Annotated in this window: 22 protein-coding genes; all 22 read right to left on the minus strand. The window is 68.6% G+C overall.

Going from position 1 to position 17,426, the window contains the following annotated elements; genetic code table 11:
* Window positions 1-21 precede the first annotated feature (21 nt).
* The 22 genes from ccmI to ASG43_RS01100 all read right to left on the minus strand — a co-directional run bounded on the left by ccmI (window position 22) and on the right by ASG43_RS01100 (window position 17,407).
* On the minus strand, window positions 22-1,185 hold the full coding sequence (ccmI, locus tag ASG43_RS00995; protein WP_056499287.1) for a c-type cytochrome biogenesis protein CcmI: 1,164 nt from the start codon (window positions 1,183-1,185) through the stop codon (window positions 22-24).
* Between the two features lie 114 nt (window positions 1,186-1,299).
* Complete coding sequence (locus ASG43_RS01000) at window positions 1,300-1,716, minus strand: hypothetical protein (RefSeq protein WP_056499290.1); 417 nt, start codon at window positions 1,714-1,716, stop codon at window positions 1,300-1,302.
* 86 nt (window positions 1,717-1,802) lie between these two features.
* Window positions 1,803-3,188 carry a HAMP domain-containing sensor histidine kinase gene (locus tag ASG43_RS01005; protein ID WP_056499292.1) on the minus strand — a complete coding sequence of 462 codons (1,386 nt, stop codon included), beginning with the start codon at window positions 3,186-3,188 and terminating at the stop codon, window positions 1,803-1,805.
* On the minus strand, window positions 3,169-3,840 hold the full coding sequence (locus ASG43_RS01010) for a response regulator transcription factor (protein WP_056499295.1): 672 nt from the start codon (window positions 3,838-3,840) through the stop codon (window positions 3,169-3,171). The genes ASG43_RS01005 and ASG43_RS01010 overlap by 20 nt, the downstream gene beginning before the upstream one ends.
* 63 nt (window positions 3,841-3,903) lie before the next feature.
* The gene (locus tag ASG43_RS23685; protein WP_056499298.1) at window positions 3,904-4,269 is read right to left on the minus strand and encodes a hypothetical protein; all 366 of its coding nucleotides are present in this window, start codon (window positions 4,267-4,269) and stop codon (window positions 3,904-3,906) included.
* A 104-nt stretch (window positions 4,270-4,373) separates the two neighbouring features.
* Window positions 4,374-4,580: a hypothetical protein gene (locus ASG43_RS01020; protein ID WP_056499300.1), complete on the minus strand. Its 207-nt coding sequence runs from the start codon at window positions 4,578-4,580 to the stop codon at window positions 4,374-4,376.
* A gap of 67 nt (window positions 4,581-4,647) precedes the next feature.
* Entirely contained in the window at window positions 4,648-8,571 is a 3,924-nt protein-coding gene (locus ASG43_RS01025; protein ID WP_056499304.1) for a glycoside hydrolase/phage tail family protein, read from the minus strand.
* A 3-nt stretch (window positions 8,572-8,574) separates the two neighbouring features.
* A complete protein-coding gene (locus ASG43_RS01030; protein WP_200939469.1) occupies window positions 8,575-9,021 on the minus strand; it encodes an NlpC/P60 family protein in 447 nt (148 codons plus the stop codon).
* Window positions 9,018-9,908, minus strand: a complete 891-nt coding sequence (locus tag ASG43_RS01035; protein WP_056499305.1) for a DUF2163 domain-containing protein — start codon at window positions 9,906-9,908, stop codon at window positions 9,018-9,020. Before ASG43_RS01035 ends, ASG43_RS01030 begins: the two co-directional genes overlap by 4 nt.
* On the minus strand, window positions 9,905-10,540 hold the full coding sequence (locus ASG43_RS01040; RefSeq protein WP_056499306.1) for a DUF2460 domain-containing protein: 636 nt from the start codon (window positions 10,538-10,540) through the stop codon (window positions 9,905-9,907). The genes ASG43_RS01035 and ASG43_RS01040 overlap by 4 nt, the downstream gene beginning before the upstream one ends.
* An 11-nt stretch (window positions 10,541-10,551) precedes the next feature.
* Entirely contained in the window at window positions 10,552-11,142 is a 591-nt protein-coding gene (locus ASG43_RS01045; RefSeq protein WP_056499307.1) for a phage tail tape measure protein, read from the minus strand.
* 2 nt (window positions 11,143-11,144) lie between these two features.
* Window positions 11,145-11,378: a phage tail assembly chaperone gene (locus tag ASG43_RS01050; protein ID WP_056499310.1), complete on the minus strand. Its 234-nt coding sequence runs from the start codon at window positions 11,376-11,378 to the stop codon at window positions 11,145-11,147.
* Window positions 11,375-11,752: a gene transfer agent family protein gene (locus ASG43_RS01055; protein WP_056499311.1), complete on the minus strand. Its 378-nt coding sequence runs from the start codon at window positions 11,750-11,752 to the stop codon at window positions 11,375-11,377. Before ASG43_RS01055 ends, ASG43_RS01050 begins: the two co-directional genes overlap by 4 nt.
* Before the next feature lie 2 nt (window positions 11,753-11,754).
* Window positions 11,755-12,168 carry a phage major tail protein, TP901-1 family gene (locus tag ASG43_RS01060; protein ID WP_056499313.1) on the minus strand — a complete coding sequence of 138 codons (414 nt, stop codon included), beginning with the start codon at window positions 12,166-12,168 and terminating at the stop codon, window positions 11,755-11,757.
* A 114-nt stretch (window positions 12,169-12,282) separates the two neighbouring features.
* On the minus strand, window positions 12,283-12,693 hold the full coding sequence (locus ASG43_RS01065) for a DUF3168 domain-containing protein (RefSeq protein ID WP_056499316.1): 411 nt from the start codon (window positions 12,691-12,693) through the stop codon (window positions 12,283-12,285).
* 108 nt (window positions 12,694-12,801) lie between these two features.
* A complete protein-coding gene (locus tag ASG43_RS01070) occupies window positions 12,802-12,993 on the minus strand; it encodes a hypothetical protein (protein ID WP_056499320.1) in 192 nt (63 codons plus the stop codon).
* Window positions 12,990-13,322, minus strand: coding sequence for a phage head closure protein (locus tag ASG43_RS01075; RefSeq protein ID WP_056499322.1), 333 nt, complete (start codon window positions 13,320-13,322; stop codon window positions 12,990-12,992). Before ASG43_RS01075 ends, ASG43_RS01070 begins: the two co-directional genes overlap by 4 nt.
* Complete coding sequence (locus ASG43_RS01080; protein ID WP_056499325.1) at window positions 13,322-13,882, minus strand: phage head-tail connector protein; 561 nt, start codon at window positions 13,880-13,882, stop codon at window positions 13,322-13,324. The genes ASG43_RS01075 and ASG43_RS01080 overlap by 1 nt, the downstream gene beginning before the upstream one ends.
* A gap of 99 nt (window positions 13,883-13,981) precedes the next feature.
* On the minus strand, window positions 13,982-15,235 hold the full coding sequence (locus ASG43_RS01085) for a phage major capsid protein (protein WP_056499329.1): 1,254 nt from the start codon (window positions 15,233-15,235) through the stop codon (window positions 13,982-13,984).
* Between the two features lie 42 nt (window positions 15,236-15,277).
* Window positions 15,278-15,838 carry an HK97 family phage prohead protease gene (locus tag ASG43_RS01090; RefSeq protein WP_082490516.1) on the minus strand — a complete coding sequence of 187 codons (561 nt, stop codon included), beginning with the start codon at window positions 15,836-15,838 and terminating at the stop codon, window positions 15,278-15,280.
* Window positions 15,835-16,170 (minus strand): DUF6107 family protein, encoded by a 336-nt coding sequence (locus tag ASG43_RS01095; RefSeq protein WP_056499331.1) that lies wholly within the window; start codon window positions 16,168-16,170, stop codon window positions 15,835-15,837. The genes ASG43_RS01090 and ASG43_RS01095 overlap by 4 nt, the downstream gene beginning before the upstream one ends.
* A 43-nt stretch (window positions 16,171-16,213) precedes the next feature.
* Window positions 16,214-17,407 carry a phage portal protein gene (locus ASG43_RS01100; RefSeq protein WP_082490517.1) on the minus strand — a complete coding sequence of 398 codons (1,194 nt, stop codon included), beginning with the start codon at window positions 17,405-17,407 and terminating at the stop codon, window positions 16,214-16,216.
* Window positions 17,408-17,426 lie beyond the last annotated feature (19 nt).

Consider the following 17,426-nt stretch of genomic DNA (forward strand, 5'->3'; position numbering starts at 1 on the left):
ATCGCCTCGCCGTTCACGCTATCATTGCGCCGTCGTCTCGGACCCGGCTTGCAGGCCGAGTTCCAAAGCGAATCGCTCGATGTCCTGCCGCTCGGACGTTCCTTCGGCAAACACGGCGGAGGCCTGCCGGAGGGATTCCCTCGCCCGTTCCCCGTCGCCCAGCACCGTATAGGATCTCATCAGGCGCTTCCAACCTTCGACGTCGTTGGGGGCGGATTTCAGGCGCTCGGCGAGTTGCGACACCATGCCTTCGATCATCGCCGTCCGATCCGCCTGCGGCAGATCGGCCGCCGCGGCGACATCCCCCTCTGTCGGGCCGGGTTGCGCGGGGGGCGGGTTCGCAGCCGCAGCCACCCGCTTGTCGGCATCGGCGATGGCGAGATTTGCGATGTCGAGCCAGGGCGCACCGGGCGGGCTCTTCTCCACGAGATCGCGCCAAGCGCGGCCCGCTTGCGCAAATTGACCCTCCTGCGACAGGTCGAGAGCGAGGAAGAAGCGCGCAGGAAGAAAGTCGGGGTTCATGGCGAGGGCGCGCTCGAAACTCGCCTTCGCCTCGTCCGTGACCTCACCGGAAGCGGCCTGCGCCAGCGCCTCGCCCCGCGTCGCCTCGCGCTCCGGCGTCGGTCCCAGCAGCCGGATCGCCTCGCTGGCGGCCCGCAGCGCCTCCTCGGATCGCCCGCTGCGCAGATAGATCGGCGCCAGCATGTCCCAACCCGCACCGTCCTCGGGGCGAGCCCTCAGCTTGGCCTCGGCCTGCGCGATGAGGGTCGGCAGATCGGCCTTCGCCGGATCGACCGCCAGCCGCGCGGCAAGCGGGAGGTCCCCAAGGTTCGGGGAGCCGAACGTCGTGTAGGCGTAGAGCGTCGCAGCGGGCACGCCGAGCCCGACGAAGAACACGGAGAATGCCAGGAGGCCGCGTCGTCCTCGGGAGGGTACGAGCCGGGCTTCCGGTGCGGATGTTTTCAGAAGACGGCGCCCGATCTCGGCCCGCGCGACGGCCGCGTCCTCGTCGGAGATCGTGCCGCGCCGTCGATCGGCATCGAGTTCGCGCAACTGCGCCGCATAGACTTCGGCGTCGTGCTCCGATCGGGGAAGCGCCTCGACGGGATGGGCCCTCAGGATCGGACGCAACAGGACGGCGACGACGAAGACGGTGAGAAGGCCGGCAATGATCCAGAACAGCATGGTCGTCCCGTCTAGCGGCTCCAAGCGGCCGGCCCCAAGGTTTCCGGCCACGCCGAGCCTCTGTCGAGTTGCGCCTCTAGCAAATGCAGCATGCGGCCGCCACTCAAGTCGCCGTCAGGCGACGGGACGCCAGAACCCGTCCTCGGTCCGACAGGCGGTTCCCAAGGTCTTCGCCTCCCGGCCGTCGCGAAGGACGGTCTGCGAATAGCCGCGGCAATCCTGGGACCCCACACGATAGAGCTGCGTCGGCACCACGCTCCCCCGAACCTTGCCGGCCTCCCAGGCGACCGACTGCCCCGCCGGCATGAACTGCAGCGCCTGGTATTCCGCATCCAGCGCCCGCATGCGGGCCTCGGACGACAGCTTCAGCGCCTTGTCACGACCGATGAGACCGTCCCCCAGCGCGGCAGCGCCGGCCGAGATCGGCGCGCTCGTGCCGAAGCCGAGCGTCTCTCGGCCGATCGACGAACAACCGGTCGCGATCGGCAGGATCAGGAACGGCAGGCAAACCTTCGCCAGGCATCTTCTCATCGCACGATCCCACTCGGCACTCCGGCCGATGCACCCGCATCCAAGGGCCGACTCCCGCGGACTGGCCCGCGCTCGCTGCCTCTATCCTAGGAAGTCTCGGGATCGAGAGCCAGTGGTAGAACGAGCGCAGCGCACAATCCGCCGATCGAAGATCGCGAGAGCGTGAACGTGCCGCGATATTCCTCGGCCGTGTCGATCACGATCGAGAGACCGAGCCCACTTCCCGGCTTTTCCTCGTCGAGGCGCCGGCCGCGCTTGACCGCCTCCGCCGCGTCTGCCTCGTCGAGCCCCGGCCCATCGTCTTCGACGCTCGTGCGAAACGTGCCGTCGCCGAGCGGCGCGACGGAAAGACGGATGCGTCCACGCGTCCACTTCGCCGCATTCTCGAGAAGATTGCCGACCATCTCCTCGTAGTCCTGGCGCTCCCCGGCAAACACCAGCGGTTTCGCGTCGAGCCCGGCGAACTCGAAGCGAAGCTTGGGGTTCAGCTTGACGAGGACTCGCGCCAGGCGCTCCAGCGTGGACTGGACGGGCGTGCGAAAGACGATCCCTTCGCTTTGCGCCGCGATCCGCGCCCGGTCGAGATAATGCTGCACCTGATGGCGCATTCGATCGCCCTGGTCCGCGAAGAGCCGTCCCTTGTCCCCACCCATGGCCTCCGCCTCGTTCATCAAGACCGCGATCGGCGTCTTCAGCGAGTGCGCGAGATTGCCGACCTGCGTCCGCGCCCGTTCGACGATCCGGCGATTGTTGTCGATCAGCGCGTTCATCTCGACCGTCAGGGGACGGATCTCCGCGGGGAAAGCGCCCATCAAACGCTCGGCCCGCCCGTTCCGCACCTCGCCGAGCGACCGGCGCACGCTGGTCAGGGGCTTCAGGCCGTAGAGAATGGCGACGGCGTTGATGAGGATCGAGCCGAGGCCGAACAAGGAAAGATAGAAGAACAGCGTCTGGTCGAACTGGTCGATATCGGCCTGCACGAGGCTCGCATTCCCCATCACCCGGAAGCGGGCGATGTGATTGTCCTGATCGAGCACGATCTCGGTCTCGACGACCTTCAGCGCTTCGCCCTCGAGGCCCCTGGCTTCGTAATCGCGGCGGTATTGCGGATCGAAGGGAAGGAGCGCGGTCGAAGGAGATGCGATGTCGGCCGGCCCGAGCGAGATCGAGGCCAGTCGCCCCTTCGTGTTGTCGCTGGCCGGCAGCACCTCCCAGTACCAGCCCGACAGAGGCTGGGAATAACGGAGATCTCCGAGATCCGGCGAGCCCGACAGGTTCCCCTCGGGCGAGACGGAGACGACATTGACGATGTTGTAGAGCTGCGCGACGAGCAGCTCCTCGAAGCCGCGCGAAGCGGTCCGGCCGTAGATCGTGGAGATCAGCCCGCCGACGACGACGAGCCCGGTGATCGCCCAGAGGCTCGAAAAGGCGATGACGCGGACGGCGAGACTGTCAAACGCCCGGAGTTTCATCCCGGATCCTGTAGCCGAGGCCGCGCACGGTCTCGATCAGGTCAAGCCCGATCTTGCGACGCAGGCGGCCGACGAAAACCTCGATCGTGTTGGAGTCCCGGTCGAAATCCTGGTCGTAGAGATGCTCGATCAGTTCGGTGCGCGAAACGATCTCGCCGACATGGTGCATCAGGTAGGAGAGCAGTCGATATTCGTGAGAGGTGAGCTTCAGCGCCGTTCCGTCGACGGTCGCCTTGGACGCTCTGGTATCGAGGCGCAACGGCCCGCAATGGATATCCGAAGAGGCATGGCCGGCGGCACGCCGAATGAGGGCGCGCACGCGGGCGAGGATCTCCTCGATGTGAAAGGGCTTCGTCACGTAATCGTCAGCTCCCGCGTCGATCCCGGCGACCTTGTCGCTCCAGCGATCCCGTGCGGTGAGGATCAAGACGGGCATCGTGCGTCCGTCGCGACGCCAGCGTTCGAGGACGCTGATTCCGTCCATCGACGGCAGTCCGACATCGAGGACGACGGCATCGTAGGGCTCGGTATCGCCGAGGAAATGCCCCTCTTCGCCGTCGAAGGCCTTGTCCACGACATAACCCGCGCCCTGCAGGGCCTCGACCAGCTGCCGGTTGAGGTTCGGGTCGTCCTCGACGATCAGAAGTCGCATGAATTCCGTCCGCTCCGTCCTTCGTCCCGCCGCGGTCGGCCGGACGGCGTGGCGCTTGCGCGATCATTGCGGCACGGTGATGGTCCGCTTGCGCGGACGCTCTCCCTCGCCGCCCGGCACGAGCACGGTCACCACGCAGAGCGTGCGCCCGCCCTCCTCCCGGCTGGAGACGGACAGCACCTCCCCTCCGGTTTCCGCCGCCGCCTCGGCCGCGGCGGCCGAACAGTCGGCATCCGCCATGCGCACTCCCTCGGCGGCGGGGCTCCCCCTGGTCTCGGGCAGCGCCGCATCGGTCCAGATCGAGAGCGTCAGACTTGCTCCAGTCCGCAGGACGTCCGCTTTCGACGGCGACAGCGAGGCGCCCAGCAGCAGGGAACCGACGAGCACCGCCACGATCGGGATCTTGCGGAAATGGGCACGAGGGATCATCGGGCGTCCAACTCTTCAACGTGCATCGTTCTAGCCGATCCCCTCTGAATGTCGAATGAATGGACCGGCGCGGCTCCCGATCCGGAACGCCGCGCCGAGGCGTTTCAAGCGATGGGCTTGACCGCTTCCAGACGACCCAGGATGGCGACGATCGCTCCGATAGCGGAAGCCGCCTGCGTCAGGGCCAGCGTCAGCGCGCTCCCCTCGGCCGCGTCGAGATCGAGTCCGACGAGGCCTCCCATCGCGGCCAGAAGTGCGACGATGCCGCCCCAGATCGTCTTCGATCGATACCAGCTCTTCATCTCGTCCATTCCACGCTCTCCTTCTTCTTCCGTGGGTCGAAAGGGGGGTCTGCCTGCTGGAAAGGCACGCACGGCATCATGCGGGCCGCGCGAACACCGATCGCCTCGGCAAGCCTGGCCCGGCCGTCAGGCTGAGCTGGCGCACCTCCACGTCGAGAGTCTCGGGCAGCGAAGCGAAGGCCGCGAGCTGTTCGGCGACGGAGAGCGAGACGCTCGGCACCGGCGTTTCCCGTCGGATCTCGAGCCCGTTGGCGCTGACCCGGACGAGATATCGCTCGATCTCTTCGCCGAGCGGGACGTCGAGGCCTTCCCATCGATCGCCGCCGACGCGGGTCCGCCGCACGAAGCCGATCGACACGGCGCCGTCGGCCGCGAAGCTTGCGGTGAGATGCACCGGCGACAGCGGCAGAAGCGCGCGACCTCCGAGGGCGACCGCCGGGTACAGCCCCACCGAGGGATCGTCGAGCGGCCGCCCCACCGGCACGATTCGCCAATCCAGGGGCCGGGCGACATCGTCGGGCGAGAGATCGGGGGCAGCGGGTGCGCCGTCGAGCAGCACGAAGGCGGCGCCCACCTCTGCGCCGCTCGCCATCGCGTCCTCGCTCCCGTTGCCGCCTCGCAGAAGGAGGCTCAGCCGAAAGCGTCCGGGACCGATCTCTTCGGCGGTTTGAAACTGCAGCATCTCCCATGCGCCGTTCCGGCATTTCACCGCGCAGAGATTGGCACCGCCGAGCATCGCCTCCGGCGTGACGCTTTCCATCGCCCCGCGATGAAGCGAGACCTCGAGCCGCGTCGACCGATCGATCAGAGCGTCCGGCCCGGGTGACAGTTCGACGGCCAGAACCCCCATCGTTGCCGGGCTGGTCGCCGTCGCGAGCGTCCGTTGAGGACCGCCGGCAACCAGAGCCTGGATCACGACGGGCACGAAGGGTTCGGCATGAACGGCGATGCGCGACGCCTGCGAAGGCCGTTCGGCAGACCCGAGCGGTAGGTCCAGAAAGGCCAGGAGTGGGCGCGAGACGGTGACGGGTCCCTTCGGCGCAGGGCTTGGCACGCCGATCCGTTCGTCGACGGCCCCACGCGGGGCGTCGCCGATCCCGCGAGCCTCGATGCGCCGCGTCTCGCCATCCTCGATGCGCGTGATGATCCAGCGCCCCGGCAGGTCCGCCAAGGCCACGACGTCGCCCGGTTCGATGGCGATCTCGCTCGGTGGGAGCGAAAAGCGGATCGTGTCGCGCCCCTCCGCCTCTTCGGCCAGAAGAGCCGATGCGAAGCGCCGCGCCTCCTCTTCCCGAAGGATCACCGGCAGTTCCACCGTTGTCTTGCGGGGATGGCGGCTTCGGCTGCGAACGGCCTCCGCGGCGGCCGGCTGATAGGACCGCGCGGGATCGCCGAAGCCCACGACGACCTCCTGCGATGTTTCGCTGTCCTCCATCCGCCGTTGCTCGATCAGGGGTTCGCCGTCCCGCTCTTCCGCCAGACGGCTGATGGTTCGTGCGACGGAGGCTCGCGACAGAGACGAGAAGACGACCCGCCCGCCGCTGGCATGCGCCACGATTCCGCACAGGCGCATCAGTTCCTGCAATTCTCCACGCGCAGAGCCGGGGCCTGCGACGAGATAGCCGCCGACGAGGGCGTCGACGCCCGATACGTCGACATCGGCGCCGGATAGGACCGTTTCGTCGTCCGCGTCCGCGTGCTCGCAGAGAAGCTGCCGGATCAGTTCGGCCACCGGTGCGCGCCCCAGCCGTCCGGTCAGCCAGTGTCCGCGCCGCCAGTTGTCGCCGTCGCTCCAGATGTCGGTCCGATCGGGAAAGGCGGGAAAGGGCCGCGTGTCCCAGGTCCAGAGATGAACCGCCGCCGGCTCGACCATCCGCCCGCCGTAGAGGGGCGATACGGGATTGGCGGCTTCGACGAAGCCCGGAGATGCCGGATCCCAGTGTCGAAGCTGCGCTTCGAGAGCCCGCCGCTGCAGGAGGTCGTCTGGCGCGCCGGTGGAAAAGTTGGGGGCGAAGCTCTCGGACGATTTGGGGTCGAGGAAGACGTTCGGCTGGTTGGCGCCCTTGTCGATCGCGGGACAGCCGAGCTCGGTGAACCAGATCGGCTTCGACATCGGCACCCAGGCCGTCGCCCCGCTTCGCTCGATACCCGCCCGCCGCTCCACATGCGGGCGGCTCCACCAGTTGACGAGATCCTTCGCCCGATAGACCCAGGGCTTGCCCGCGCTTCCATCGGTGATCGGCGTCCGCAGACGCGCCTGCCGGTCGGCATTTGAGGCATAGAACCAGTCGGCATACTCTCCGTGATCGACCCCCCGATCGAGAGCAAGGGCATCGTAGGGAGACGCCGCCCCGTCCGGCCCCTTCCCGCCGGCATCCTCCGCCCGCCAGTCCGACAGCGGCATGTAGTGGTCGATGCCGATCATATCGATCGCGGGATGCGACCAGAGCGGATCGAGATTGAAGAACACGTCGCCGGAGCCGTCGGCTGGGTGGAATCCAAAATACTCGCTCCAGTCCGCGCCATACGTGACCTTCGCGCCCGGCAGGACCGATTTTACGTCGCTGGCGAGCGAGATCAGCGCCTCCACGAACGGAAAGGCGTCCGAACTGTCCCGCAATCGCGTCAGCCCGCGCATCTCGGAGGCGATCACGAAGGCGTCGACCCCGCCGGCCAGCACCGCCAGATGGGCTTGGTGCAGCACCATCCGGCGAAGGCTCCACTCGCCCGCCGGACCTGAAAACCGGACGGTCCCGCCGCGCGTCGAGAAGTGATGCGGGGACGCCGTTCCCACGAAGGCGGCGATATCGGCTCGGGTCGCCTGCGTGCGATCGACGCCGGCCGCCGCCGTCATCCGCCCCCGCCAGGGATAGGCGGCCTGCCGCAGGCCGCCATAGGGATCGGCGAGCGCGTTGTCGGCCGGCACGTCCATGAGGAGAAACGGGGAGAGAGTCACCTTGAGCCCGCGTGCCTTGAGGTCCTGGATGGCGCGCACCACCCCCCGGTCGCTCGGTGTGCCCCCATAGGCCGGTCCCTCCCCGGAACGGCTGATGAGATGAGCGTCGGCGCGCGCGACATCGCCCGCCCGCCAGGTCTCGGTCTCCTGCCGTTCGACGACCTCGACGCCCGGCTTCACCTTGCACTGCCCCACGCGAAGGTCGGTGCCGAACCAGCCGACGACGAGCGCGGCCCGTTCGAGCTGGGGACAAAGGCTCTGCAGTTCGTCGAGCGACGCCTCGTAGTCGCTGGCGCCGTGATGGACGGCGCGGTTCATCACCCGGTCCTGTCCGGGCCGGACCGTCTCGCGCACCGGCAGCGGATCGAGCCCGTGCTCGCTGGCGCCCGGAATGATCGTCACCGCGCGGATCTGGCCTTCGAGCTCGCCGACCGGGCGAAGGACCTCGCAGGCGATCTGCGGGATCCGGTTGCCGAAGCTCTCCAGCGCGAGGTTCTCGAAGACGACATAGGCAAGCCCGCGATAGGCGGGCGCCTGTCCCGCACCCTGTTTCGCTTCGATCAAGGGATCGGGCATCTGCCCGGCATCGCCACGATGAACGCGGTGGGTGACGGTCGCCAGGTCGAGTTCCTCGCCATCCGCCCAGATCCGGCGAAGGCCTGCGATCGGACCTTCGCAGAGCCCGATCGCGACATGCCCGAAATAGCTGTAGGTGGTGGTCTCGGTCCGCGGACCGGATCCGCCACCCTTGCCGCCCGAGCGCTGGGTCTGGCTGCGCTCCTCGAACCGCGTCGCCCAGATCACCTGTCCCGCGACCCGCGCGGTTCCATAGAGCCTCGCGATGCCCGCGCCTTCGTCCGCGTCGAGAAAACGCGACGCGCCGAGCCTCGGGCCCTGCACGCGTTGCGGACCGGGACCGAAGAAGCGGTTGTCGATCGCCGCTCCGCCGAGTGCGCCGAGCGCGCGACCCGCCATCGCGCCCGTCGGGCCGCCGAGAAGGCCGCCGACAAAGCCACCGGCGGCCTGCAGGAGAAGCGTCGCCATCGATCAGGCCTCCGGAAAACGAAAAGCGCCCGCCGTCCGGCGGATCCAGGCGGAACCGAGCGGCGAGGAGACGACGGCAGCCCCCTCGTAGGCGTGGATGAGCCGGCCCTCCGGCGCGAGGATTCCGCAATGCTTGGCCGTCACACCGGTCCGCCAGCGGAACACGAGAAGGTCGCCCGGCTCGGCTTCCTCCTGCCGAATGTCGTGAAAATGCCGCCGGGCGGCTTCCAGAAGGGGCTCGCCCACCGTGCGCTCCGCCCAATCCGGCGTATAGGGACCGGCGATCTCCGGCTCTCGCCCGTAAAGTTCGCGCCAGATGCCGCGGACAAGTCCGAGGCAGTCGCATCCGACGCCGCGCCGGCTTCCCTGATGCCGATAGGGCGTGCCGAGGAACGTCTCCGCCGCGGCCACGACGTCGCGCCGCTGGATCGAACCCGGTGCCGCGATCACGGAACCACCGGCATGCCGTCGTGCAGACCGCTCGACTTGGCGACGCCGAGGGCGGCATCGCTGCCCGGCAGATGCGGAAAGCCTCGAAAGTTCAGGCCGTTGCCGAAGCGGGACCGGCATGTGGAAAAGCTCCTGTCGCATCCCGCATGAAGACGCAGCCGGTCGCCGGCCGAGGGTTCAAGGCGGGCCGCTCCGATCGTCTCGACGCGCAGTCCGCCGCCGCCGGCCGGGTAGAGACCGGCAATCTCGGCGGACAGACTCTTGGCCACGCCGCTCGTCCAGACGAGATGCCCGCCGGAAAAGAGCACAGGGTCGACGTCCTCGGCCTCCGTTACGACGAGCGCACCGCTCGACATGCGTGCGTAGACCACGTCCCGCACGAGATGCGGGGCGGACAGGTCGATACCGCACCGGGCGTCGCCGAGCACGGCGTCGCATCGCCGGCGGTAGAGCCGACCCCGCCGACGGTCGAGCCGGCTCGCGATGCCGCGCAGTTCCGCGGTGAAGGCCGGTCCGCCCCGTTTCACCTCGCCGATCTCGTGAACGTCGAGAAGACAATGCTCGTCCGGCGTCTGCCAGTTGACGACATAGGTCTCCACGCGCGCACCGTCGTATCGACCGGCCAGAATGTCGGCCTCCTTGATGGCCGCAGACGACAGAGCGCCGTCGATCTCCTGCGTTCCCGCGCCGAGCCCGAGCATTGCTTCCGTCTCGCCGGCGGAAAGGCCGCTCGCGGCCTCGTAGCGCGTTCCCCCGAAGGTCAGGGGCGCGTCATGGTCCGTGAAGCCAAGAACGACGCCGTCGCTCCGCACGAGACGCCAAGCGCGCGCGACCGTCGTCGCCGATGCCTCCAGATGCGCCGACAGCGCCGCCGGAACACTCCTCATGGCCGGATCTCCGTCAGGGGAATGGAGGGGATGTCGCCGGCCTCGAAGGCGGCGAGGTTGACGACGAGCTGGTCGACGTCGAAGCGCACCGGCACGTCGAATTCGAAGCCCGCCGTCAGCTGCACACCGGCGGCGGGTGCCGTGGCGAAGGTGACGAGCCCGGTCGTCTCGTCGAGGCTGAAGCCGCGGCCGAGTTCGGCCCCGCTTCCAGCGAGCCGCAACGTGTCGGCCACAGGCTTCTCGATCGGTCGGAGATAGGCGCCGGCGCCTGTTCCGTAGGACTTCTGGAGAGCGAAGACCCGGGTGGCTCCGTCTCCGGTGCCGATCGCCTGGTCGAAGGGCGAGACGGAGCTCCCCGGTCGGGCGGAGCCATGGTCGAGCGGATCCCGGAACCGGAACCCGACGAGCTTGCCTCGTCGCGCTTCGAAGAAGTCGAGGACGGCGACGAGATCGCCGATGCTTTTGACGCCCGAGCCCGCATCATAGCGACGGAAGGAGTGGCGATGCCGCTGGTTGCGGGTCTCGAATCCCGTGGAAAGCCGGACGATTTCGGTCCGCCGTTCCGGCCCGCCGCTCGTCCCGAAGGCGATGCGAAGGGGGAAACGCTCTTCGCTGAAGGATGGAATGCTCATCGCGCGTCCTTCTATAGTCCACGCTGCCCGCGCCCGGCGGCGCGCGCGAGGAGGGCCTGCATCTGGGCTTCGGATCGGCGGAAGCTCGCCGCGTCCGGTGTCGCCACGTTGAAGACGATCGTCTGCGAACGCGCTCCGCCGCCGCCGGATGCAACGCCGAGCGTGCCGTCGGCGGCGCGTTTCAGCGGCAGGATCGCCTCCGCGCCGGCCTCGCCCATCAGCCCGATCTGGCGCCCGTTCGGGAAAAAGGTCGGCGCCGCGACCACGCCGCCCTTGGCGAACGGCGTCACCCTCGGCACCGCTCCGGCGGCATTAGGCGAAGCGCCCGCGATCCCCCCGAGACCGGTGATCACCTGCCCGAACATTCCGCCGATCGCGGTCTCCAGCGGCTTCAGGGCCGCTCCGAGCGCGATCGACGAGATCCGTTGCCCGAGTTGGCGCATCACGCCGTCGAGCGATCGGCCACCGCTCGCCGCTGCCGTCAACGCTCCGGTGAAAGCCGCGCCAAAGGCGCTGGCCTTTGCCGAAAGCGTGTCGAGGCTGCGCTCGAATCCTGTCGTGTCGGCTTCCACCGCCACCTGGAACGTCTCGTCGGCCGCCATGGTCATCTCCTGGGAGGGTCGGGGAAGCGGGCCATCAGCGCTTCGAGATCCGGTCGCCGCAGCGGCTCGGCCGTGCGCTCGGCGAAGGGCGCGATCGCTCTTGCGAATTCTCGCGGCGTCATGGCCCAGAAGGCGGCCGGGGCGAGACCGAGCAGCCCGAAGCCCGCCGTCATCGCCTCGTCGAACGGAAACGCGACCGCGCCGGAGCCCGCCTCGAACTCCGGCGCGGCGCTCAAGGGTTTGCGGTTGCGGCTCCGACCGATCCCGCTGCGCCGGCCTGGGTCGCGCCGGCATTCCCCAATTCGCCGAACGCCGCCGTGAGGAGTTCCGCCGCGATGACGGCCGCACCGGCCGCGCCGCCGTCGATGCGCATCGCGCCGACCTCGACATCGGCGACGCTCTCGCCGGCGCCGCGAAGGCCCGCACCGAGAATGCGCATCAGATCGCGCGCTCCGAGCCGGCCCGATCCGAAGCGCCGCATCAAGGCCCCGACATCCTCTGCCGCGAACGCGTCCTCCAGTTCGGCCAAGGCGCCCAGCGTGAGGCACAGCACACGCTCGCGCCCGTCGATGATGGCGCCGACCTCTCCCCTGCGTCGGTTCACGGCCATCGTCAAACCGCCACGAAGCTGAGGATACCGGCCGATTCCAGCGTCACCTCGAAGGTGACCTCACCATTGTATTCGCCGGCATATTCCAGCGCCGTGATCTGAAAGGGGCCGCTGACGGTTCCAAAATCGGGGATGACGGCCTGATAGGTCGCGATCGTCCCGGCGAAGAACAGGGAGCGGAAGGAAGCGTCCGTGCCGGCATCCCGAAAGATGCCCGAACCCGATAACGAAGCCCTCTGCACGCCGGCTCCGCCCAGGAGTTCGCGCCAGCGTCCCACGCTCGCCGCATCCGTGATGTCGACGGCCTCCGCGTTGAAGGCGAGCCGCTTGGTCCGCAGGCCCGCCACCGTCGCATAGGCGGTGCCGCCCGCCGGATCGACCTTCAGAAGGAGGTCCTTGCCCTTTTGCGCTGCCATCCTCGTCTCCGCGTTTCGACCGAACGGTCGGACCAAGAAAAAAGGCGGCCCTGTTGAGGCCGCCTTGTCATGCTTCGCTCATGTGCTCCGGGGTCCGGAGCGTCGTTCGATCGATCAGGCGATCGGCTCGGTAACCGCTCGGAAGCGCAGGATGCCGTGATAGGTCGCGGAATCCGGTTCCAGCCTCGCTTCGGCAAATTGCAGCTGTAGGTTCACCAGATGGTGCCCGTCGAGCGACAGATGCTGATCGTGGAGCTTGTTCGAAACCTGGTCCATGATCTGGTAGGTCGCCTGCTTGCCGCCGCCCTTCGCCCAGACGTGCAGCGTCAAAATGTGTTCGGAGCCGTCCTCGGTCCCGGTCGACCAGTCGACCACCGTCGTCCGACCGAGCGTGAGATACGGAAACGGGGCCCTCTCCGGCACGTGATCGAAGATCTTCGGTCCGCCGAGCAGCTTGAGGAGACCGGGATCGGCGCTCAGCGTCTGGTAGATCGAAGTCTGAAGTTCAGCACTCGCATGTGCCATGGCATCATCCTTTCGAAATGGTCGCGGCAGCGTCAGGGAACATCACGTCAAATATCCAGCCTGAATGTGACGTGATTGCCGGCCGGCGTAAACCATGTGACGGAAATTTCATCCCGGCGCGGCGGCGTCTTCGAAGGGGAACGGATCCTCGAGGGTCGCGGGGGCTCGCAGGTTCGACGTCGAGGGAAGAGCGATCCGCCGGCGCGGCGACGGCTCGCTCGATCGTCCCGCAGCCCCGGCGGCGCGCAGACGGGCCTTCAGCGCCTCGACCGGGAAAAAGAGCCTCGCATCGAGCCTCATCGCTCCTCCTCGCATCGGCAAACGAGAAACCGGCCGCTTTCGTCGGGATCGTGAAGCGAACGGATGGTCAGCCGGCGGTCCTTCAAGACGAAGGCCATGCCACGATCGATGTCGCTCCGGAAGCGGCAGATCACCCGGTGCGTGACGGTCTCTGCGCGCTGCCCGAACCGCTCGCGCGCAGCCGCCGACAAGGGTTCGACATGAGCCGACAACTCCGCCACCTCTCGCCATGCCGTCACCGCTCCGCCGCTTGCGTCGGCGATCATGTCGGGCGTCTGCAGGCGCACGCGCCGCCGGAGGAGGCCGGGATCGAGGAAGATCAGCGCCATCAGAGCCGCACCCGGCGATAGGGCAGCAGCAGGGCTTCCGCCGCGGGAGGAACGAGCGCCGGCTGCTGCTCGGGCGAGACGGCGGCCCTCACCTCGTAGCTTGCCGACACGATCCGGCGGATCGCGAGCTTCAACCCGTCCGGCGCCCCGCCCGCATCGTAACCCACCTCCATCTCGATCTCGACGCCGTTCGCGGCGACGGCCCGGACATCCGGCGACAGCCGGACGGCTTCGATCCCGAGCGCTCGCTCGATCACGGCATGCGCCGGGCCGAAGAGGGTCGGAGTGCCCGCTGCATCGAAGGCGGTCACGCTCGTCACGCTGCGGAGCGGCATGCGATGCATCTCGATCCAGCCGTCCGCGGGGAGGCTGTCCACGACGAGCCGAAACGCTCGACGCACCAGGATCATGCGCGTCAGGGCCTCGATCGTCTCCCGCGCGGCCCGCGCGAGCGACAGGACGATTCCGTCCTCGTCGTCGCGCTCGATCCGGCACCAGGTCTTCAGGTCTGCCAGCGTCAGCGGCTCGGCCGCCGGCGGCCCGAGGTCGATCAAGGTCATGGTTGGCTCCGACGGTGAGGGACGAAAAAGGGCCGGGCGCGCGGCGTCCGGCCCCGAAGGGCGCCGATGGATCGGGGCTGGTCGAAAGGACGGCGCCCGTCAGACGTTGAAGTTCAGGAACTTCGCCGCGTCGAAATCCTGGATGCCGCCGCCCACGCGCTTGGTCGTGTAGAAAAGGACGTAGGGCTTGGCCGAGTAGGGATCGCGCAGGACCCGCACGCCCTGCCGGTCGACGATGAGGTAGAAGCGGGCGAAGTCGCCGAAGGCGATGGCCTTCGCGTTGGCCGCGATGTCCGGCATCTCCTCGGTTTCCACGAGCGGGAAGCCCATCAGCGTTGCCCGCGCTCCGGCTGCGGCCGGCGCTTGCCAGAGGTAGTTTCCGTCGGCATCCTTCATCTTGCGGATCACGCTTTGCGTGCGCCGGTTCATGACGAAGCTGGCATTCTGCCGGTAGCCGGACTTGACCGAGTAGATGAGGTCGATCAGCGCGTCCGAGCCTCCGTTGGCCGCGAAAGCGGCGCTGACGCCGGTGGAAATCGTGCCGACCTTGCCCCAGGTCCAGGCGCTCTCGGCAACGGTCGCAGCGGTCATGAAGCCTTTCGGCTTGTTGACGCCGTCGCCGAGGACGAAGGCTGCCCCTTCCTGCGCGGCGAAGGCCTGCTCCACCTCTTCGCCGATCCACTGGTCGATATCGACCGCCGCATCGTCGAGCAGCGCGTTGGTCGCCGCGGGCATGGCATAGAGCTCCATGGTCGGAAACGTCAGCTCCGAGAGGGACGGGCTCGTCGTCTGTGGGCGCGCATCCGCCTCGCCCACCCAGCCCGCCTGCGCGCCGGCCAGCGAGAACGGTTTCTTCAGCACCATGGCCGACACGGTTCGCACCGACGCGATGGACCGGATTGGCGAGATGCGCGCGAGGCGCCGGCCGATTTCCCTCTCGGTCTCCGGCGGAACGACGAAGCCGCCGTCGGCGCCCGTCAGCGTCGACATCGCCTTTTCCTCGAGCCGACGCAGCCCCCGCTCGTCGCCGCCGCGGACATAGGTCTCGAAGGCCTGGCGATGCTCGCTCGGTCGCGCGCTTCGCCCCTCCTCGCCCGTCCCGTCGAGCTGCGGGCGCAACTCCTTGAGCATGAGCGCCTCCAGCTTCTTCTGCTGGTCGCCGATCGCCTTGTTGATCCGCTCGACCTTCTCCTCGGTCAGGACGTCCGCGCTCATTCGCCGTTCGATGTCCGCAAGGCGCGAGTCGTTGGTCTCGCGAAATCCGGAAAAGGTGCGCATCAGCGTATCGAACGCCTCGCTCACCTCGCGCGTCTCGGCCTTCGTCTCGGGAGCGTTCAGATTGATCTCGGGCATGGTCTCTCCTGGGGTTGAACGACGATGGGAGGGCGGCTGGATTCACCGCGTCGATGGAGATCTCGCGGCCATCTGCGACGCGGCTTGGCGAATGCGGTCGGCGAGGCTCGGCCTGTCGGACGGCGCGGCCGGGCTGCGCGCTTCCCTCAACCGGGCCCGTTCCTGCATCGGGAAGGTCACGACCGAGATTTCCCAGAGATCGATCTCCGAGAGCACGCGCTTCACGCCGTCGCCCGTCCCGCGCCGCGCGGTCCGGGTGCGAAAGCCGATGGAAAGCCCGTCGACCGCGCCGGCCCGGATCAGCCCGTAGGCTTCGCGCCCGCCGGCCGTCTCCAGCGCCAGCCGGCCCTCCGCGAGAAGCCCGCTTGCCGTCTCCGTCAGCGTCGTCCAGATCCCGATCGGCCGCGACGGATCGTGCTGCCAGAGCATCCGGACGCCGGCCGCGCCCCGCCGGGCGAGCGAGGCAAGGAACGCTCCGGGCAGGATGCGGTCGCCGGACAGGTCCGTTGCGCCGAAAAGGCTGGCGTAGCCGGAGATCCGCCCATGATCCTCGGTCCAGGCGGACGTCCCGTCGCGGGGGGCGACGAGCCGCGCCGCGCTCACGACCGGCCTCCCGCGCTCGGCTCGCGAAAGAGGGTCGCCGCGAAGCGCGACAGAACGCCGAGCGCCCACCAGGCCGACAGGCTCGCGGCGGCCGATCCCATCAGCACGAGTTCGGGCGGCGAAAGCGCGAGATCGAGTTGCAGGTGCCCCGCCAGCGCCAGCCCCGCCGGAGCGCCGAAGACGATTCCCGTCACGATGCCGACGAGGAACCGGGCGGCCGCATCGCGCCGGCTGGCGGGCAGGAGGTAGGCGACGGAGATCGCCGAGCCCGCGCAGGCTCCGACGATCTTGGCCGTCCACAAGGCGGCCCCCGACAATGGCTCGACGCTCATGGCGACACCTCCGGCGATGGGATGGATGGAAGAGGGCAACGTGTCAGCGGGACGGCCCGTAGCCGACGGCCTCGCGCTTCTCGTCATCGGTGAGGAAGCTGGCCGCCCCGACCCGCGCCCAGAGCGCCTCGCGCTCCAGGCTCAGACCGTCGACGCGATCGGGATCGGGCCTCAGCGCCAGGTGCGGCGCGGCGTGATGCGCGCCGAGCCAGGCTCCGACCGCGCCCGCGATCCGGTTCGCGAGCGGCAGCACGGTCAGGCGATAGAAGGCGCGGTTGGCCTCGGCATAATTGGCGTAGGTCGCGTCGCCGGGAATGCCGAGCAGCATCGGCGGAACGCCGAAGGCGAGCGCGATCTCCCGCGCCGCCTGGTTCTTCGCCTCGATGAAGTCCATGTCGCGCGGCGACAACCCCATGGCCTTCCAGTCGAGCCCGCCCTCCAGCAGCATCGGGCGCCCCGCCCGCGCCGCCCCGGTATAACCGCTCTCCAGCTCCGTCTTCAGCCGGTCGAACTGGTCCGGCGAGAGGTTCGCGCCGTCGCCGGGCTGATAGACCAGCGCCCCGGACGGCCGGGCCGAGTTTTGGAGCAGCGCGGTGTTCCAGCGCCCTGCCGCATTGTGGAGGGACAGCGCGGCCTCCGCCGCTCCGAGCGGGGCGAAGCCGAGGCGGTCGTCGAGCGGATGGAAGAGCTTGAGATGGAGAAGCGCCCACGGCTCGCCCGCATCCGTCCGGATCCGGCGAACCGAAGACCCGACGCGATATTCGTAGCCCTCCGGCCACCCGTCGCGCCCTTCAACGACGCGCATCCGGTCCGGGCGCAGCACGTGCAGCGCCCGCGGGCGCCCCTCCAGGAGCGACGTCTCGACATAGGCGTTGCCGGACAGCATCAGATGCCCGCACAGCGTCTCCATGAGGGCGGTGCCGTCGTTCGAGCCGTTCGGCCGACGCAGGAGTTCAAGGATCGGATGTTCCGTCACCTCCGCGCTTCCCTCGTAGAGAAGCAGCGGAACGGCCGCCGTCGTCTCCGCGATCAGGCGGATGCAGCGGTGCACGACGGGGTTCTGCATGAAGCCGGTCCGGCCGAGGGCCGCATAGCTCGGCTCACGTCCCGGTCCGCCGTCTCCCATCGCTCCCGTGAAGACGAACGCGCCGCCCGCCCCCGCATTCGATTTCACCTCGCGCGCCGTTCCCGTCGCGGCGCGGGTCGAGAACGCCGCGAGGATGGATCGCAGTCCCATGGATCGTCTCCGGAATGTG

Origin of the sequence: Aureimonas sp. Leaf454 (assembly GCF_001424685.1) — a bacterium.
Classification (GTDB): Bacteria; Pseudomonadota; Alphaproteobacteria; order Rhizobiales; family Rhizobiaceae; genus Plantimonas.

Excerpts from the sequence above, each read along its gene's own strand:
- ccmI (WP_056499287.1), bottom strand. The coding sequence starts at position 1,185 with ATGCTGTTCTGGATCATTGCCGGCCTTCTCACCGTCTTCGTCGTCGCC.
- ASG43_RS01000 (WP_056499290.1), bottom strand. The coding sequence starts at position 1,716 with ATGAGAAGATGCCTGGCGAAGGTTTGCCTGCCGTTCCTGATCCTGCCG.
- ASG43_RS01005 (WP_056499292.1), bottom strand. The coding sequence starts at position 3,188 with ATGAAACTCCGGGCGTTTGACAGTCTCGCCGTCCGCGTCATCGCCTTT.
- ASG43_RS01010 (WP_056499295.1), bottom strand. The coding sequence starts at position 3,840 with ATGCGACTTCTGATCGTCGAGGACGACCCGAACCTCAACCGGCAGCTG.
- ASG43_RS23685 (WP_056499298.1), bottom strand. The coding sequence starts at position 4,269 with ATGATCCCTCGTGCCCATTTCCGCAAGATCCCGATCGTGGCGGTGCTC.
- ASG43_RS01020 (WP_056499300.1), bottom strand. The coding sequence starts at position 4,580 with ATGGACGAGATGAAGAGCTGGTATCGATCGAAGACGATCTGGGGCGGC.
- ASG43_RS01025 (WP_056499304.1), bottom strand. The coding sequence starts at position 8,571 with ATGGCGACGCTTCTCCTGCAGGCCGCCGGTGGCTTTGTCGGCGGCCTT.
- ASG43_RS01035 (WP_056499305.1), bottom strand. The coding sequence starts at position 9,908 with ATGAGGAGTGTTCCGGCGGCGCTGTCGGCGCATCTGGAGGCATCGGCG.
- ASG43_RS01040 (WP_056499306.1), bottom strand. The coding sequence starts at position 10,540 with ATGAGCATTCCATCCTTCAGCGAAGAGCGTTTCCCCCTTCGCATCGCC.
- ASG43_RS01045 (WP_056499307.1), bottom strand. The coding sequence starts at position 11,142 with ATGGCGGCCGACGAGACGTTCCAGGTGGCGGTGGAAGCCGACACGACA.
- ASG43_RS01055 (WP_056499311.1), bottom strand. The coding sequence starts at position 11,752 with ATGGCCGTGAACCGACGCAGGGGAGAGGTCGGCGCCATCATCGACGGG.
- ASG43_RS01060 (WP_056499313.1), bottom strand. The coding sequence starts at position 12,168 with ATGGCAGCGCAAAAGGGCAAGGACCTCCTTCTGAAGGTCGATCCGGCG.
- ASG43_RS01065 (WP_056499316.1), bottom strand. The coding sequence starts at position 12,693 with ATGGCACATGCGAGTGCTGAACTTCAGACTTCGATCTACCAGACGCTG.
- ASG43_RS01070 (WP_056499320.1), bottom strand. The coding sequence starts at position 12,993 with ATGAGGCTCGATGCGAGGCTCTTTTTCCCGGTCGAGGCGCTGAAGGCC.
- ASG43_RS01075 (WP_056499322.1), bottom strand. The coding sequence starts at position 13,322 with ATGGCGCTGATCTTCCTCGATCCCGGCCTCCTCCGGCGGCGCGTGCGC.
- ASG43_RS01080 (WP_056499325.1), bottom strand. The coding sequence starts at position 13,882 with ATGACCTTGATCGACCTCGGGCCGCCGGCGGCCGAGCCGCTGACGCTG.
- ASG43_RS01085 (WP_056499329.1), bottom strand. The coding sequence starts at position 15,235 with ATGCCCGAGATCAATCTGAACGCTCCCGAGACGAAGGCCGAGACGCGC.
- ASG43_RS01095 (WP_056499331.1), bottom strand. The coding sequence starts at position 16,170 with ATGAGCGTCGAGCCATTGTCGGGGGCCGCCTTGTGGACGGCCAAGATC.
- ASG43_RS01100 (WP_082490517.1), bottom strand. The coding sequence starts at position 17,407 with ATGGGACTGCGATCCATCCTCGCGGCGTTCTCGACCCGCGCCGCGACG.